This window comes from Cupriavidus yeoncheonensis (assembly GCF_905397275.1).
GTDB lineage: Bacteria > Pseudomonadota > Gammaproteobacteria > Burkholderiales > Burkholderiaceae > Cupriavidus > Cupriavidus yeoncheonensis.
The window spans coordinates 59,668-75,879 of sequence record NZ_CAJPUY010000023.1; the positions used below are offsets into that span (position 1 = coordinate 59,668).

The window sequence follows — 16,212 nt, forward strand, 5'->3', positions numbered from 1 at the left end:
CCCGATCCGTCAACCCGAGGATCCATCATGCGCATTGCCCCACAAATTCTCCTGTCCGACCACGAGCGCGCCGACCTGCAAGCCGCCGCTGCCGCCGGTGCAACCCATCCGCGGCTTGCCCTGCGTGCCCGCATCATCCTGCTGGCTGCGGAGGGCATCCAGAACAAGGCGATCGCGGCCCATCTTGGCGTGGGCCGCGTGCAGGTGGCGCGCTGGCGCGACCGCTATGCGCAGGCGCGGCTGGCCGGCATCGAACACGACCTCCCGCGCGGCGCGCCGCCGGTCCGGATGGATGTGGGGCGGCTCGTGGAACTGGCCAGCGAGCCAGCCACCGCGCAGCTGAGCACCCGCAGCCTGGCGGTGGAGCTTGGGGTCAGCGCATCCAGCGTGTCGCGCCACTGGCGCTCGACGGGTTTGCCGGCACGGCAGGAGAACCAGGCCTTGCCGGGTCTCGATCTGGATGGCCGCGCAGTCGACGTCGTCGGCCTGTATGTGGCCCCGCGCGAGCACGCGCTGGTTGTGGCCTGCGGCATGGGGGGAAGGGAGGCGCAACCGGGGGCGCAACCCGCGCGGCCGGGCACGGCCATGCAGCGCCACCTCGCGACCTCGTTCATGACGGCGCTGCAACTGGTCGACGCCGATGCCTCCGATCTGCCGGCAGCCATGCCCGCGCCAGACGCGGCCCGGCCGGCCGACTGGCTCGACTTCCTCCGCGAGCTGGAAACCGGCACGCCGGATGGCATCACACTGCACCTCATCGCGGACAACCATGTCACCCAGCAGCATCCGGACGTCCGCGAATGGCTGGCCCGCCACCCGCGCCTCGTGGTGCATCCCGTGGCAGGCGCGGCGGCCTGGCGCCGCGCGGTGCAGCAGTTGCTGCGGGATGCGCCCTGGGGCTTTGCTGCCGGCATTCCCCAGGTGCTGGCGTTCCTGAGCGAGCCCGTCCGCTGGCCGTTGCGCTGGCTGCGTCAGGGCGACGCCGGACAGCCGGGCACCTTCCTGTCGCCAGTGACGCCGCGCCAGGCGGCACCGTGGGCGCGGGACCCGGCCCCTGACGAGCATAACGAACGTACCGGGTCTGTGTCCGCGTTCCTGCCGCGCTCCGCGGCCATCCCGTCGGCGGGCGTCATGGCGGGCCTGGAATGCGTGCGCGAGGCAGCGCAGCCGGTGGACAGCGCGAAGCTGTTGCCGCCGCGCCAGGGCGGACAGGCGATTGTCCGCGAGGCATTGATGGCGCGGCTGCAGGAGGCGCGGCGGCGCCGCTGCGTCGTCGTGCAGGGGCAGGCGGGCAGCGGCAAGACCAGTACGCTGGCGGCCTGGCGCAAGAGCCTGATCTCGCTCGGCTTCGATGTCTGCTGGCTGGCGCTTGGCGCCGAGGACAACGCGCCGGACCGCTTCTTCGATTGCCTGTCGGCCAGCCTCGACGCCGTCGATCCGTCCCTGACACGCGATGCCACGGCGCCAGGCGGCGAGTGCGATGCCCCGGCCATCGAGCACTGGGTCATCCAGCTGGTGCAGGCGCTCGGCCAGCGCCAGCGCGACCTGGTGCTGATCCTGGACGATCTCCACCACGTGACCTCGCCGCACATCGTCCAGGCGCTGCAGCGGCTGATCGACTATGCGCCGGCGCAGCTGCATCTCGCCTTCGCTTCGCGCAGCGCCCTGCCGCTGGCGCTCGAATGCCTGCGCGCCCAGGGCCTGGTCGCCGAGTTCGACATGCGCGACCTGTGCTTCACGGCCGAGGAGTCCGAGCGGTTCCTGCGCCAGCAACTGGGCGCCATCGATCCGCGCGACGCCGCTGCCATCCACGACCTGACCGACGGCTGGGTGGCCGGCCTGCAACTGTTCGCCGTCGACCTGCGCGCCCGGCGCGGCGCGGGCTATCCGGTCGTGCCGGTGCGCGATGCGCGCAGCTTCGTCGCGTACTTCGAGCGCGAGGTGGTGGTCCGGCTGGCCCCGGACGACCTCGACATGCTGGTGCGCATGGCGACCTGCCAGTCCTTCTGCGTGGCGCTGTGCGCGTCGATGCTCGGGAAGCACGAAGCCGACATCGGCGCGCGCCTGGCGCGGCTGGAGGCGGACAACCTCTTCCTGGCGCAGGTGGGCAGTCCCAATCACAGTTCCAATCGCGAGCCCTGGTATCGCATCCATCCGCTGCTGCGCGAGACGCTGCTGGAGCGGCACGGCCGGTTGCCGGAACCCGACCGCCAGGCGATGCATGCCGCTGCGTGGCGCTGGTTCGACGCGCGCGGGCGGCTCGACGATGCTGTATTCCACGCCGTGCGTGCGGGCGACGAAGCCGCGGCGGCGGCCATGGTCGAAGCCTGCGGCCAGGCCCTGCTGGCGCGCGGCGAGCTGAGCCAGCTTGCGGCCCTGCTGCGGCTGCTGCCGTCCGCGCAGGTGCGGCAGCGCCACGGCCTGCTGGTGGTGAACGGCTACCTGCAGCTCTATGCCCGCAATGTGGATGGGCTGCGGCACACCCTGGACGAACTCGCCGCGCATGACGCTGCCGACCCGCTTCGCACCTACACGCTCGGCCTGCTGCGCGCGGGCCTCGCGCTGCAACTCGACGATCCCGACACCGTGCTCGGCATGCTCCCGCAGTTGTGGGACATTCCGCCCGGCGCCGACGATCTCGCATGGTCGTCGCGCGGCAACGTGCTGTCGTGGCTGTTCCTGCAACGGGGCGAGTACGACGAGGTACGCCGCCTGCAGGACGACATCACCCTGCGCACCGGCGCGCCGCGCAGTTCGCTGTTCGGGCGCTACATCCGGGCCACCAGCCTCGCGCTGGAAGGGCAGGTGGAGCGCGCCGGCCAGCACGTGCGCGACGTGCTGCGCGAAGCCGAGCGGCAGGGGCCGGCCTTTGTCGGGCTCGCCTGCCTGGCCGCCGGGCTGCTGGCCGACATCCTCTATGAGGCCAACGATCCCGAGGCCGCCTGCCGGCTGCTGGAGCCGCGCATTGCCGGGCTGGAGCGCGTCTCGCTGCCGGATGTCGTGCTGCGCGTGCTGATGGTGCTGTCCAACGCGCACTGGCTGGCGGGCCGGCGCGTGCAGGCCAATGCCTGCCTGGACCGGCTGGAAGCCTATGCCGTGCGCTTCGGGCTGGACCGCGTGCTGGCCGAGGCGCTGGTGCTGCGCCTGCGCCGCCATCTGCAGGAAGGCGAGACCGAGCGCGCCAACACGGTATTGCAGTGCCTGGCCGCGCTGGCGGAGAAGCATCCCGGCGGGACACGGGGCGACCGGATCCGGCAGGCGGCCGCGCTCGGCCGCATCGAGATGGCGATGTCCACCCAGGACTTTGCCGGCGCCGCCGCCATGATCGACGCATTGCTGGCGTCGGCCGCAGCCGGCGGGTCCGGCGCGGCCAGCCTGACCCTGCAGCGCGCGATGGCGCAGCAGGCCCTGCATAACGAAGGCGCTGCGCGCGACGCCTTTGGCCGCGCCATCCGCATGGGCCACGGCGCCAGCCTGCTGCGTTCGCTGCTGGATGCGACGGCCAGCGCGCCCGAGGCGTTCGCCGCCCTCGCGCGAACGCCGCAGCACGAGCCGGTACTGGCGTTCTATGTCAAGCGCTTGCTCGCGGCGGCCGGGACCCGCGCGAGCGGCGTGTCGGCCGACGGCGCGGGCGGGCCGTCTTCCATGTCCGTGCTCAGCGAGCGCGAAGGCGAAATCCTCGGCCTGCTTGCGCAGGCGATGTCGAACAAGAAGATCGCGTCGGTGCTGAACCTGTCGCCGGAAACGGTGAAATGGCACCTGAAGAACATCTACGCCAAGCTCGGCGTCAACGGCCGCGGCAAGGCGGCGGCCCGGCTGCGCGATCTCGCGGCCGGCGAACTGGTCGCGCGGGCCGCCTGATGTGCGCCGCCGGTGCCGCGCGATGGACGCATAAGTTCCACCACCATCCTGCGCATAAGTTCCCTCCACGCGCTTCCACCCGCGTCGGGGAGTACCCCCCCGGCGGGCTGCCCGCGATGATGGCAATCATCCCGGCAGTCCTCCGCTCGCAGTCGCCATGTCATCCCCATCTTCTCCGACCTTTGCAAACTGGCCAGAAGGCATTCCGACTTGCGCGGACCTTGCCGGCGAGGCGCTGTTTGCCCGGCTCGCGGCGCGCGCGGCGGCGACGCCCGATGCCTGTGCATTTCCGGCGGGCGGCATGTCCTACGGTGAACTGCTCGACGCCTGCCAGATGCTCGCCGGCTACATGCAGCAGCGGCTGGGCGTGCGCAGTGGCGCCAGCGTGCTGTTGTCGCTGGATGACTGCCCGCAACGGGCGGTGGCCGTGTTCGCCATCGACCGGTGCGCCGCGCGGGCCGTCCCGCTCGAGCCGCTCGAGCCGCTCGATTCGCTCGATTCGCTCGATCCGGCCGCGCGCGTGCCCACTACCGCCGCGCGCGCAGCCATTGTCGCGCCTGCATCGCTGCCGGAACTCGCGCCGTTGCTCGACGACGGCACGCTCTACGGTTGCATTGTCTGCGGCAACGCGCCCGCGCGTCCGGGCCTGCACGACTTTGCCGGCGCGCTGTCGGCGGGCATCGCGCCGCTGCCCCTCATTCACCCCCTCGACACATGGAGTACGAAGCATGAGCTTGCTTGAAGGAAAGGTTGTCATCGTCACCGGCGCCGGTGCCGGCGTTGGCAAGGGCATCGCCCTGGAAGCCGCCCGCCAGGGCGCGCGCGTGATCGTCAACGATCTCGGCGTGAACATCGACGGTTCCGGCGGCAGCGCCGGTCCCGCCCAGCAGGCCGTCGACGAGATCAAGGCCTTCGGCGGCGAAGCCGCGGCCAACACCGACAGCGTGGCGGACTGGGGCTCGGCCCAGAAGATCATCCAGCAAGCCCTGGACCTGTACGGCCGCGTGGACGGCGTGGTCAACAACGCCGGCAACCTGCGCGACATCATCTTCCACAAGATGAGCGAGGACGACTTCGACGCCGTGATCCGCGTGCACCTGAAGGGCACCTGGAACATGTCGCGTGCGGCCGCGCCGCATTTCAAGGCCCAGGAAGGCGGCGCCTTCGTGCACATGACTTCCACCTCCGGCCTGATCGGCAACTTCGGCCAGGCCAACTACGCGGCGGCCAAGCTGGGCATCGTCGGGCTGTCGAAGTCCATCGCGGTCGACATGCAGAAGTTCAACGTGCGCTCGAACTGCATCGCGCCGTTCGCCTTCACGCGCATGGTCGGCAGCATCCCGACCAACACGCCGGAAGCCGCCGAACGCATGAAGATCAACATGCGCCTCGAAGCCGGCAAGATCGCCCCGTTCACGCTGGCGCTGCTGGCCGACAAGGCGAAGCACGTCACCGGCCAGATCTTCGGCGTGCGCAACAACGAGATCTACCTGTTCTCGCAGCCGCGCCCGATCCGCACCGCGCACAACTCCGATGGCTGGACCGTGGAGTCGTGCCTGGAGCGTGCCATCCCGATGTTCCAGCCGTCGCTCATCCCGCTCGAACTGTCGCGCGACGTGTTCGGCTGGGACCCGGTCTGACGCGGCCCTGGCAGCAGAGAAAGCCGGCGGGGCAGTATCCCGCCGGCATCAAGGAGACAAGACATGGATTTTCAGCCAGACCTCAGTCTGGAGGCATTCCGGGAGCAAGTGCGCGGGTTCCTGCGCGCAAAGCTGCCGGCCGGCCTGGCCGGGCGCCTGCGTATCGGCACGCGCTCGCCGCGCGAGGAACTCGCGCCGTGGCAGCGCATCCTGAACGAGAACGGCTGGGGCGCGCCGTACTGGCCCGAGGCCCATGGCGGCACCGGCTGGAATGTGCTGCAGCGGCTGGTCTTCGACGAGGAATGCACCGCCGCCGGCACGCCCACGCAGGACACCGGCGCGCAGAAGCTGCTCGGCCCCGTGCTGAACGCATTCGCCACGCCGGAGCAGAAGGCCGAACACCTGCCGCACATCTTCAACGGCACGCGCTTCTGGTGCCAGGGCTTCTCGGAACCGGGCTCGGGCTCGGACCTGGCCTCGCTGCGCACGCAGGCCGTGCGCGACGGTGACGCGTACGTCGTCAATGGCCAGAAGATCTGGACCAGCCACGCCCATCGCGCCGACTGGATCTTCCTGCTGGTGCGCACTGACACCGAGGTCAAGAAGCAGGCCGGCATCAGCTTCCTGCTGGTGGACATGAAGACGCCCGGCATCACCGTGCGCCCGATCCACACCATCGACGGCTGCCACCACCTGAACGAGACCTTCTTCGACAACGTCCGCGTGCCGGTTGCCAACCGCATCGGCGCCGAGGGCGACGGCTGGAAGATCACCAAGTTCCTGCTGAACAACGAGCACGCCACGGCCGCCGACCTGCCAATGCTGCGCAAGTACATGCGCCAGATCCGCATGCTCGCGCAACAGCGCGACGGCGAAGGCCGCGCGCTGATCGCGTGCCCGCAGTTCGCCCAGCAGGTCGCCCGCTTCGAGGCCGACCTGTCCGCCATCGCCATGCTGGTACAGCGCGTGGCCGCGCTGGAGCAGGCGCAGGACCACAGCGCCGCCGCGCATGCGCTCGGATCGATCCTGAAGGTGCGCGGCACGGAACTGCAGCAGCGCATGAGCAGCTTCATCGTGGAATCGCTGGGCGACTTCGGCCCGGTGGCCTTCGCGCCGCCTGAAGCCGACGCCGGCGATGCGCTGCCGATGGAGGACATCGCGCGCGGCCTGGCCAACGAGATGTTCTTCCGCCGCGCCTCCACCATCTACGGCGGTACCAGTGAGGTGCAGCGCGGCATCATCGCGCGCGCGCTGTTCCAGCTCTGAAGCCCCCCACGTCACACTGAGTCACACAGACCATGAACTTCAATCTCGACTCCGAGCAGCAGATGCTGCAGGACAGCGTGCGCCGCTTTGTCGACCGCGACTACGACTTCGAAGCGCGCACCGCGCTGATCAAGTCCGGCTCGCGCTGCAGCGCGAAGCACTGGGACACCTTCGCCAGCAACGGCTGGCTTGCCGCCGCGCTGCCGGAAGAGCAGGGCGGCCTGGGCGGCACGCTGCTCGACACCGTGCTGATCGCCGGCCAGCTTGGCCGCGGCCTGGTCATCGAGCCATACCTCGGCTGCGCCGTGCTTGCCGCGCAGACGCTGCTGGCCGCCGCCACGCCTGCCCAGCGCGACGCGCTGCTGCCGGCGCTGGCCGACGGCTCGCGCAAGCTCGCGCTCGCCTACAGCGAAGCCGGTGCGCGCGGCCTGCCGGCACCCATCGCCACGCATGCCGACGCCGCGCCCGGCGGCTACGTGCTGCGCGGCGTGAAGACGCTCGTGCTCGGCGGCACCGAAGCCGACGCCTTCCTCGTCACCGCCATGACCCCCATCGCGCAGCCGGTCAGCGCGCACGACGGCGCCGAACTGCGCCTGTTCGTGGTGCCGGCCGATGCGCCGGGCCTGTCGCGCCGCGCGCTGCCGCTGCACGACGGCAGCTGGGCGGCCGAAGTCACGCTCGACGGCGTATTCGTTCCCGCCGACGCCCTGCTGGGCGAGCCGGGCACCGGCCTGGCCGCGCTGGACCACGGCCTGCTGCATGGCACCGCGGCACTGTGCGCGGAACTGGTCGGCGCGATGGAGAAGACCATCGAGGTCACCGCCGAGTACCTGAAGGTGCGCAAGCAGTTCGGCGTGGCCATCGGCAGCTTCCAGTCGCTCCAGCACCGCATGTCTGACATGGCCGCCGAACTGGAAGTAGCGCGCTCGATGCTGTACGCGCTGCTGGCGACGGTGGAAAGCGGGTCGCCGGAGGAAGTGCGCAGCGTGGTGTCCCAGGCCAAGGCGCTGATCGGCCGCGCGGCCAAGTACGTCTGTGGGCAAGGCATCCAGCTTCACGGCGGCATTGGCATGACCGAGGAATACACGGTCGGCCACTACTTCAAGCGCGCCGTGGTGGCCGATGCCATCTTCGGCAACGCCGACCTGCACGAATCGCTGGTCGCGCGTTCATTGCAGCAATCCCTGTCCGAAACCGTAGTGGAGTGAATACGAGCATGAAAGTCTACGAAAAGATCAGCGATCTCCAGCCGCTCGTCGGCGAGATCATCGGCACCAGCGAGTGGGTGAGCATCGAGCAGGGCCGCATCAACCAGTTCGCCGACGCCACCGGCGACCACCAGTGGATTCACGTCGATCCCGTGCGTGCCAAGGACGGTCCCTTCGGCACGCCCATCGCCCACGGCTTCCTGACGCTGAGCCTGCTGCCGGAGTTCTCGAACGCGGCCTATCGCGTGGCGGAAAGCCGCACCGGTGTGAACTACGGCCTCGACAAGGTGCGCTTCCCGGCGCCGGTGCCGGTATGCAGCAAGCTGCGCGCGCACTTCAAGCTGCTGTCGTACGAGGCGCTGGAAGGCGGCGGCGCACAGACCAAGGTGGAGATGATCGTCGAGCGGGAAGGCGGCACCAAGCCGGTGTGCATCGCCGAGTCGATCACGCGTCGCTACCCCTGAGCATGGCGCGGAAGCCCTGCACACAAAGAAAAGGGGTACCGCGCGACACCGAAGTTGCAGGAACCAGCCGCGCCGGCATCGGCGCGGCTTTCTGACTTTGAGGAGACAAGCAATGAAGCACAGCCAACCGACGCGCCGGCGCGTCCTGCTCGCCGTCGCCTGCGGCGCACTGCTGGCCGGCGCCGGACCCGCGCACGCGGACAAGTATCCGGAGCGCCCGGTCCGTATCGTGTCCGTGGCGAGCCCCGGCACCGGCATCGACGACTACACCCGCCTGCTGGCAAAGTTCCTGGGCGAGCGGCTCGGCCAAAACGTGGTGGTGGAGAACCGGCCCGGCGCCAACATGATCCTGGCGAACGACGCGGTCGCCAAGTCGGCGCCGGACGGGTACACGCTGCTGCTCACGGCGTCCAGCGCGATGTCGGCCAATCCGTTCCTGTACCGCAAGCTGCCCTACAACCCCAACAAGGACTTTGTGCCGGTGGCGCGCATGTCCACGCTGCCGGTCGCGCTGGTGGTGCCGGAACAGTCGCCGTACAAGTCGATCTCGGACCTGGTGGCTGCCGCGCGGGCGAAGCCGGGTGCCATCAATGGCGGCTCCAGCAGCACGGGCTACCGCCTGATGTCGGCGGCCTTCAACGAGGCCGCGGGGATCAGGACGACGGACGTGCCCTACAAGTCCACGGCCGGCCTGCTGCCGGACCTCGCCGGCGGCCAGGTGGACTACAGCATGGTGGAGTTTGGCGGGGCCTATGCGCTGGTGCAGTCGAAAAAGCTGCGGGCGCTGGCGGTGCTCAGCCCGAAGCGGCTGCCGTTGCTGCCCGACGTGCCCACGCTGTCGGAAGCCGGGATGCTGAATCCGCAACTGATGGAGGCGGTGTCGCGCACCAACTGGAGCGGCCTGTTCGCCCCCGCCGGCACGCCCGCGCCGATGGTCGACCGGATCGGCAAGCTGACCATCGAATTCGTCAACTCGCCGGAGGCGCAGAAGCACTATGCGGCGCGAGGCAGCCTGGCGAATCCGGGGACGGGCGCGGAGCTGGGTGCGGCGGTGCGGGCCGACCAGCAGATCTGGCAGAAGATCATCGGCGTGGCGGGGATCCAGCCGGAGTAAGCCGCGACGCCGGCTGCCTGCTCCCCGCTCCCGTTGGCACGGGAGCGGGGAGCGGCCTCGTCAGAACCCGAACAGCGATTTCGCCACGATGCCGCGCTGGATCTCGCTGGTCCCGCCGTAGATCGTGGTGGCGCGCCGGAAGAACATCTCGGCGGCGATGTCGCGCATCACGTCCTGGCGCGGCAGCGGCTCGTGCCGGGGGCCGTCATGGCTGGACGGATAGGAGACGGGGGCGTAGTCGCCCAGGCTCTCCACGAGGAACTGCCCCATCTGCTGCTGCAGCTCGGTGCCACGGATCTTGAGCATCGAACCCATCGCATGTGCCGCCGGGCTGTGGTCTTCCTCCAGCGCGGCCACCCGCTGCACCATCACCGAGATGGCCTGCAGTTCGGCCTCGCAGCGCGCCAGGCGCAGCGAGAACTGGTGGTGGTCCCCCAGCGTGCGCTTGCCCGCGGACGATGCCGCCATGGCGCGCAACTGGCGTTGCAGGCGGCGCAGCGTGGGCAGGTCGGCGGTGGTGGCGTGCTCGTTGTTCAGCAGGAACTTGGTCACCTTCCAGCCGCTGCCTTCCTCGCTGACGAGGTTGGCAACCGGCACGCGGACGTTGTCGAAGAAGGTCTCGTTCAGGTGGTGGCAGCCGTCGATGCTGATGATCGGGCGCACGGTGATGCCGGGCGTCTTCATGTCCACCAGCAGGAAGCTGATGCCGGCCTGCTTCTTCGCCGACGTATCGGTGCGTACCAGCAGGAAGATCCAGTCGGCGTGGTGGGCATAGCTGGTCCAGATCTTCTGGCCATTGATGACGTACGCGTCGCCGTCGCGCACGGCCTGCGTGCGCAGCGAGGCGAGATCGGAGCCCGAGCCGGGTTCCGAGAAGCCCTGGCACCACAGGCGCTCGCCGCGCAGGATGGCGCCGACGTGCTCCGCCTTCTGCGCGGGCGTGCCGAAGTGGTTGATCACCGGGCCGACCAGCTTCTGCGCGAACGCATCCTGCGACGGCACGCCGGCGGCGGCGCACTCCTCGTCGAAGGCCAGGCGTTGCGACACCGTCCAGCCGGTGCCGCCGTGTTCCTTCTGCCAGTAGGGGGCGCCCCAGCCGTGCGCGTTCAGCACGCGTTGCCACTGCATGACGGTCTCGCGGGGCGAGCGCATGCCGTGCGCGCGGTGGGGCAGGTCCGCGGGAACCTGGTGTTTCAGGAAGTGGCGCACTTCCTGGCGGAATTCGTCAAGGGTGGGGTCGGGGCGGAAGTCCATCTGAATGCTCTCCATGTCACGGCCGCGCGGGCCGCCGCTGCGGACCGTCGCGATGCTGACATCTTGGCGCAGAGCCGGGCGTGCATCGCCCCCCACCACTGGTGGTCATACCACCCGATAAGCACCTTCATGACCGGGACAGGCGCCTCGTTGCGGACCATCCGGCTCTTGTGCGGGATCCCGCAACCCCGCACCCCGCCTTGTCCCCCCATGTCGAGTGGGACCGCTGCCGCCCCCGGGACGGGACACTGTGTCACGCAGTGACAGAGCAGTGGAAGTCGACGTTGCAGAAGCCGGACCGTTCCCATCTTCGAAGGAAGGACCATGCACTCCAGGCAATACCCGCTACGCCATGCCACCCTCGCCATCTCGGAGGGCATTGCCGAATTTACCCACCAGCGGCCGCAGGCGCGCAACGCGCTCTCGCTGGAACTGCGGCAGGACTATGCCGACATGATCGACATCGTCGAGGCCGAGCGCGAGGTGCGGGCGCTGATCCTCACCGGCTCGGGGGGCAGCTTCTGCGCGGGCGGCGACCTGCGGTCCGTCCGCGACCTGCTGGAGGACCCTGACCCCAGCGTGCGCGAGCCCGCCGCCATGCGCCGCCGGCTGACCGGGATCCACGGCTGGCTGCGCCGCCTGCACGACCTCGAATTGCCCGTGATCGCGGCCGTCGATGGCGCCGCCGCGGGTGCCGGCTTCTCGCTGGCGCTGGCGGCGGATTTCGTGCTGGCGTCGGAGCGCGCCTCGTTCTCGATGGCCTTCGTCAAGATCGGGCTGGTGCCCGACATGGGTGCGATGTATTCGCTGCCGCGCGCGGTCGGCATGGGACTGGCGAAGGAACTGATGTACACGGGCCGGCGCATGGATGCGCAGGAGGCGCGCGAGCGCGGCATCGTCCAGGCGATCCACGGTACAGACGCGTTGCCAGCAGCGGCGCGCCAGTTCGCCGCGCGCTTCCTCGACGCCCCGCGCGACGCGGTGGCCCTGACCAAGCGCGCGCTCAACAGCACCTTCGAGTCGTCCTACGAGACCATGTTCGCGCTGGAGGGGCAGGCGCAGGGCCTGGCCGCCTCGACGCAGTTCTACCGGGATGCCATCGGGGGCTTCCTGCGCGGCGAAGGGCTGCGGTTCGACTGGGACCGCGCGGCGCGCGAAGTGTAAGGGCTGCTTGCGGATGCCGACCCTGCTCCCGATAAGTTCGCCCAGGCCTGCAACAGCCGGCTCCGGCCCTGCACCGATGGGCCGCAGGACGCACGCGCGAAGGCGTTCGATCGCTTCCGTTGCACACCTCGTTGCGCACCTGACGGGACATGGGCATCGGGGTTGCGCGGGATCTCGCGAAATCTCCACCTCGCAGTCCGCTCTGGCTGCGGGTCTCTCTGCTCCGGCCCCGTGCCGGAGCATTTTTTTTACACGTGTTGCCTGCGCCTGCATGCCCCCCGACCCGGGTGGCCATGTGGGTAGGCACAACGCCTCGGGACAGGTAGGGATGAGACTGCCCGCCCCGTGGTCTGCTTCCGTCTGCGCATGCCCGGAGGAGTGTGCGTGCTGGAAAACCTTCACCTGCCGGCCGCATCGGGGGTGGAGCCAATAATCATATGGAGAAGACAGGAAATGAAGAAATCGCTTTTTGCGCTGGCTGCACTGCTGGCCGTGGCAGGCACTGCCCAGGCCCAGACCAGCGTGACGCTGTATGGCGTGATTGACGGGAGCATCGAGTATGTGAACCGCGTGGGAACGGCGCCGGCCAATCCGGTCGCGTCCGGCACGCCGACCGCGCCGGTCGGCCCGCGCTTCGACATGCCGCGCGCCGGCGGCCTGTCGGCCTCGCGCTGGGGTTTGCGTGGCACGGAGGACCTGGGCACCGGCTGGTCGGCCCTGTTCAACCTGGAGTCGGGCTTCGACTGGGACACCGGCAACCTGACCACCGCGCCGCTGTTCAACCGGACCGCGATCGTCGGCCTCAGCAACGCGGAATACGGCAAGGTGACGTTTGGTCGCCAGTACACGGCGATGACCGACGGCCTGATCAACTTCTCGCCGCTGCGCTTCGCGGCCACCTACGAACCGGGCGTCTGGTGGCTGGGTGTCAACTACCGCCAGTCGAACATGGCCAAGTACACGGGCAACTTCGGTGGGCTGCAAGCCGTTGCACACTATTCCTTCGGCACGGCATCGTCGGTGCAGGCGGCAGGTACCGGGCAGGCGCTGGGAGGCGGCGAGACGCCTGGCAGCATCAAGGACAACAATGCCTGGGGCGCCTCGCTGGCGTACTTCGGCAGCGGGGTTGGCGTGGGCATCGCCTATGACGAGTGGCATCCGGCCCCGTCCACGACGCCGGGCAACACCGGCCGCGAGCGCAAGGCGGGCATCGGCGTGAGCTACACGACCGGCCCGCTGAAGGTGATGGGCGGCTACCGCTACCGCGACAGCGCGTTCAACACCGGCGCCACGCTGATCCGCGACGACTACTGGTTCGCGGGCGTGAACTACCAGGCCACTGCCGCGCTCGGCCTGCAACTGGGCTACTACTACTCGAACGTCAAGCAGTTCCGCCAGACCCCGACGGGCGTGTCGACCAATCCGGCGAACCCGCAGCAGGTGGCGTTCGTGGCCGACTACAACCTGAGCAAGCGCACCGACGTCTACATCGCCACCGGCTTCGCCCACAACGGCAGCCTGATCAACGACGGCCAGTTCACGGCCTTCCTGTTCGGCTATCCGCAGGCGCCGGGCCAGAAGAACATGGTCGGCGTGACCACGGGCATCCGCCACATCTTCTGATCGACGCCGTACTGGCGTCCATACTGACGTCCGTATTGGCGTCCGTATTGGCGGGACCCGTCCCCGGATAAGTTCCGCCAATACAGCCGGTGTATCGCTCGACATACCGAAAGTATTTTTCCGATGTCTCCCCGAAACGTACGATGGCTTCACACGTTTCGAGGAGACAGCATGAGCCCCGCAGCACTGCAGCAACAGGGATGCCGAGCATGACAGGCCCCCTGCAAGGCGTTCGCATCATCGACATGACCACGGTCCTGATGGGACCGTACGCCACCCAGATCCTCGGCGACCTTGGCGCCGACGTCGTCAAGGTCGAGCCGCCCACCGGCGACACCGTGCGCGACGTGGGCCCGCGCCGCCACGACGGCATGGCCGGCATCTTCCTGCACGTCAACCGCAGCAAGCGCAGCGTCGTGCTGGACCTGAAGAAGCCCGCCGGGCGCGAGGCGCTGCTGCGCCTCGCCGCCGATGCCGACGTGCTGATCTACAACGTCCGCCCGCAGGCAATGGCGCGGCTGAACCTCGGCTACGAGGAAATCGCCAGGGTCAATCCGCGCATCCTGTACGTGGGCGTGTACGGCTACGGCCAGGGCGGCCCGTACGCCGCCAAGTCCGCCTATGACGACCTGATCCAGGGCGCGGTGGCCATCCCGTCGCTGGCCAAGACGGCCGGGGCCGACGTGCCACGCTACGCACCGAGCGCCATCGCCGACCGCATCGTCGCGCTCGCCGCCGCCAATGCCGTGACGGCCGGGCTGTTCCACCGCCTGCGCACCGGCGAGGGCCAGGCCATCGACGTGCCGATGTTCGAGACCATGGCGCAGTTCGTGCTGGGCGACCACATGGGCGGCCTGACCTTCGACCCGCCGATCGGCCCGAGCGGCTATGCGCGCATTCTCGACCATAACCGCCGCCCGTACCGCACGAAGGACGGCTATGTCTGCGTGCTCGTCTACAACGACAAGCAGTGGCGCAAGTTCTTCGACATGATCGGCAGGCCGGGCCTGATGGACAACGACCCGCGCTTCGCCACGATCGGCGAGCGCACCAGGCACATCAACGAGCTCTACCAGATGGTGGCCGAGGTGATGCCCACGCGCACCTCCGCCGAGTGGATCGCATTGCTCGAAGCCGCCGACATGCCGGTGATGCAGCTCCACACCATCGACTCGCTGCTGGCCGACCCGCACCTCGGTGCCGTGGGTTTCTTCGATGTGGTGGAGCACCCCACCGAAGGCGCGATCCGCTCGATGGCGATCCCGTCGCAATGGTCGAAGACGCCGCCGCAGGTCGCACGCCAGGCCCCGCGCCTGGGCGAGCACAGCGCCGAAGTGCTGGCCGAGGCCGGCTATAGCGCCGCCGACATCCACAAGCTGGCCGAAGAGGGCGCCACCGTGCTCGCTCCGGCCGCGCAGTAACGTCATATCCGGAGCTTTACCTTGACCACAAGCCTCGAATCCCTGCCGCTCGTCGCCATTCCGCCCACGGATGAGGCGCTGCGCGCCCCCATCCGCGCGTTCCTCGAAGAGAAGCTGGCCAACGTGCCGACGCATGTCCGCGCCCGCACCTGGATGGGCTACGACGCCGACTTCAGCCGCGCCCTCGCGCAACAGGGCTGGCTCGGCCTCGCCCTCCCGAAAGAATACGGCGGCGCCGGCCGCAGCGCCTTCGCCCGCTTCGTGCTGGTGGAGGAACTGATCGCCGCCGGCGCGCCGGTGTCGGCCCACTGGTTCGCCGACCGCCAGACCGCGCCGCTGATCCTCAAGTTCGGCACGCCCGCGCAGCGCGCGTACTTCGTCCCGCGCATGGTGCGCGGCGAGATCTTCATGTGCATCGGCATGAGCGAGCCCGACACCGGCTCCGACCTCTCCAGCGTGCGCACCCGCGCCGTGCGCACCGGAACTGGTCCCAGCAGTGGCTGGCGCCTGAACGGCCGCAAGATCTGGACGACCAACGCGCACCGCACCCAGTACATGTGCGCGCTGGTGCGCACCTCCGGCCAGCACGGCGACCGCCACAAGGGCCTGTCGCAGGTGCTGATCGACCTGAGCCTGCCGGGCATCAGCTACCGCCCCATCAAGGACCTGGCCGGCGACGCGCACTTCTGCGAAGTGGTCTTCGAGGACGTGGACCTGCCGGCCGACGCCATCGTCGGCGAGGAAGGCTCCGGCTGGAAGCAGGTGACCGCCGAGCTGGCCTTCGAGCGCAGCGGCCCGGAACGCATCCTGACCAGCCTGCTGCTGGCCGAGACCTGGCTCGCCGAAGTGCGCGCCTCGGGCCTCCCTGTGCCGGAGGCGGTGACAGCCATCGCCGGCCGCATCGCCGGCCGCCTTGCCGCGCTGCGTGCCATGTCGCTCGCCGTGGCCGACCTGCTCGACAAGGGGCAGAACCCCGAGACCGATGCGGCCTACGTCAAGGACCTCGGCACCGAGTTCGAGCAGACCGTACCGGGCTGGATCGCCTCGGCCATCGAGCAGATGCCGGACTTCCAGCCGTCGGAGCCGCTGCAGCGCGCTATCGCCTATATCACGCAGCTTTGCCCGAGCTTTTCGCTGCGCGGCGGCACGCGCCAGATCCTGCGCGGCATCATCGCCCGCTCGCTCGGGCTTCGCTAA

Annotated in this window: 12 protein-coding genes; 11 read left to right on the top strand and 1 reads right to left on the bottom strand. The window is 69.3% G+C overall.

The features are described 5' to 3' along the window. Positions 1–27 precede the first annotated feature (27 nt). The 7 genes from KHO22_RS26170 (at position 28) to KHO22_RS26200 (ending at position 9,553) form a co-directional block, all read left to right on the top strand. The gene (locus KHO22_RS26170) at positions 28–3,861 is read left to right on the top strand and encodes a LuxR C-terminal-related transcriptional regulator (protein ID WP_211950080.1); all 3,834 of its coding nucleotides are present in this window, start codon (positions 28–30) and stop codon (positions 3,859–3,861) included. A 157-nt stretch (positions 3,862–4,018) separates the two neighbouring features. Continuing rightward, on the top strand, positions 4,019–4,603 hold the full coding sequence (locus KHO22_RS26175) for an AMP-binding protein (RefSeq protein ID WP_211950081.1): 585 nt from the start codon (positions 4,019–4,021) through the stop codon (positions 4,601–4,603). Beyond that, positions 4,590–5,501 (top strand): SDR family NAD(P)-dependent oxidoreductase, encoded by a 912-nt coding sequence (locus tag KHO22_RS26180; protein ID WP_211950082.1) that lies wholly within the window; start codon positions 4,590–4,592, stop codon positions 5,499–5,501. The genes KHO22_RS26175 and KHO22_RS26180 overlap by 14 nt, the downstream gene beginning before the upstream one ends. Before the next feature lie 63 nt (positions 5,502–5,564). Further along, entirely contained in the window at positions 5,565–6,767 is a 1,203-nt protein-coding gene (locus KHO22_RS26185; RefSeq protein ID WP_211950083.1) for an acyl-CoA dehydrogenase family protein, read from the top strand. Positions 6,768–6,799: 32 nt separating this feature from the next. Next, on the top strand, positions 6,800–7,975 hold the full coding sequence (locus KHO22_RS26190) for an acyl-CoA dehydrogenase family protein (protein ID WP_211950084.1): 1,176 nt from the start codon (positions 6,800–6,802) through the stop codon (positions 7,973–7,975). An 8-nt stretch (positions 7,976–7,983) separates the two neighbouring features. Beyond that, positions 7,984–8,439, top strand: a complete 456-nt coding sequence (locus KHO22_RS26195) for a MaoC family dehydratase (protein ID WP_211950085.1) — start codon at positions 7,984–7,986, stop codon at positions 8,437–8,439. Between the two features lie 112 nt (positions 8,440–8,551). Beyond that, entirely contained in the window at positions 8,552–9,553 is a 1,002-nt protein-coding gene (locus tag KHO22_RS26200; RefSeq protein ID WP_211950086.1) for a Bug family tripartite tricarboxylate transporter substrate binding protein, read from the top strand. Between the two features lie 60 nt (positions 9,554–9,613). Here KHO22_RS26200 and KHO22_RS26205 read toward each other — a convergent pair whose 3' ends face one another. Next, the gene (locus KHO22_RS26205) at positions 9,614–10,807 is read right to left on the bottom strand and encodes an acyl-CoA dehydrogenase (protein ID WP_211950087.1); all 1,194 of its coding nucleotides are present in this window, start codon (positions 10,805–10,807) and stop codon (positions 9,614–9,616) included. A 324-nt stretch (positions 10,808–11,131) separates the two neighbouring features. On the opposite strand from KHO22_RS26205, the gene KHO22_RS26210 reads away from it, so the two are divergent. From KHO22_RS26210 to KHO22_RS26225, 4 genes are all read left to right on the top strand, one after another. Beyond that, on the top strand, positions 11,132–11,971 hold the full coding sequence (locus KHO22_RS26210; protein WP_211950088.1) for an enoyl-CoA hydratase/isomerase family protein: 840 nt from the start codon (positions 11,132–11,134) through the stop codon (positions 11,969–11,971). Between the two features lie 453 nt (positions 11,972–12,424). Next, complete coding sequence (locus KHO22_RS26215) at positions 12,425–13,594, top strand: porin (protein ID WP_211950089.1); 1,170 nt, start codon at positions 12,425–12,427, stop codon at positions 13,592–13,594. A 209-nt stretch (positions 13,595–13,803) separates the two neighbouring features. After that, on the top strand, positions 13,804–15,015 hold the full coding sequence (locus KHO22_RS26220) for a CaiB/BaiF CoA transferase family protein (RefSeq protein WP_211950090.1): 1,212 nt from the start codon (positions 13,804–13,806) through the stop codon (positions 15,013–15,015). Positions 15,016–15,036: 21 nt separating this feature from the next. Continuing rightward, positions 15,037–16,212: an acyl-CoA dehydrogenase family protein gene (locus KHO22_RS26225; RefSeq protein WP_211950091.1), complete on the top strand. Its 1,176-nt coding sequence runs from the start codon at positions 15,037–15,039 to the stop codon at positions 16,210–16,212.

What these genes read in the sequence shown, in the direction of transcription:
- KHO22_RS26180 (WP_211950082.1), top strand. Translation starts at nt 4,590, where the DNA reads ATGAGCTTGCTTGAAGGAAAGGTTGTCATCGTCACCGGCGCCGGTGCC.
- KHO22_RS26190 (WP_211950084.1), top strand. Translation starts at nt 6,800, where the DNA reads ATGAACTTCAATCTCGACTCCGAGCAGCAGATGCTGCAGGACAGCGTG.
- KHO22_RS26185 (WP_211950083.1), top strand. Translation starts at nt 5,565, where the DNA reads ATGGATTTTCAGCCAGACCTCAGTCTGGAGGCATTCCGGGAGCAAGTG.
- KHO22_RS26210 (WP_211950088.1), top strand. Translation starts at nt 11,132, where the DNA reads ATGCACTCCAGGCAATACCCGCTACGCCATGCCACCCTCGCCATCTCG.
- KHO22_RS26220 (WP_211950090.1), top strand. Translation starts at nt 13,804, where the DNA reads ATGACAGGCCCCCTGCAAGGCGTTCGCATCATCGACATGACCACGGTC.
- KHO22_RS26195 (WP_211950085.1), top strand. Translation starts at nt 7,984, where the DNA reads ATGAAAGTCTACGAAAAGATCAGCGATCTCCAGCCGCTCGTCGGCGAG.
- KHO22_RS26205 (WP_211950087.1), bottom strand. Translation starts at nt 10,807, where the DNA reads ATGGACTTCCGCCCCGACCCCACCCTTGACGAATTCCGCCAGGAAGTG.
- KHO22_RS26175 (WP_211950081.1), top strand. Translation starts at nt 4,019, where the DNA reads ATGTCATCCCCATCTTCTCCGACCTTTGCAAACTGGCCAGAAGGCATT.
- KHO22_RS26200 (WP_211950086.1), top strand. Translation starts at nt 8,552, where the DNA reads ATGAAGCACAGCCAACCGACGCGCCGGCGCGTCCTGCTCGCCGTCGCC.
- KHO22_RS26170 (WP_211950080.1), top strand. Translation starts at nt 28, where the DNA reads ATGCGCATTGCCCCACAAATTCTCCTGTCCGACCACGAGCGCGCCGAC.
- KHO22_RS26215 (WP_211950089.1), top strand. Translation starts at nt 12,425, where the DNA reads ATGAAGAAATCGCTTTTTGCGCTGGCTGCACTGCTGGCCGTGGCAGGC.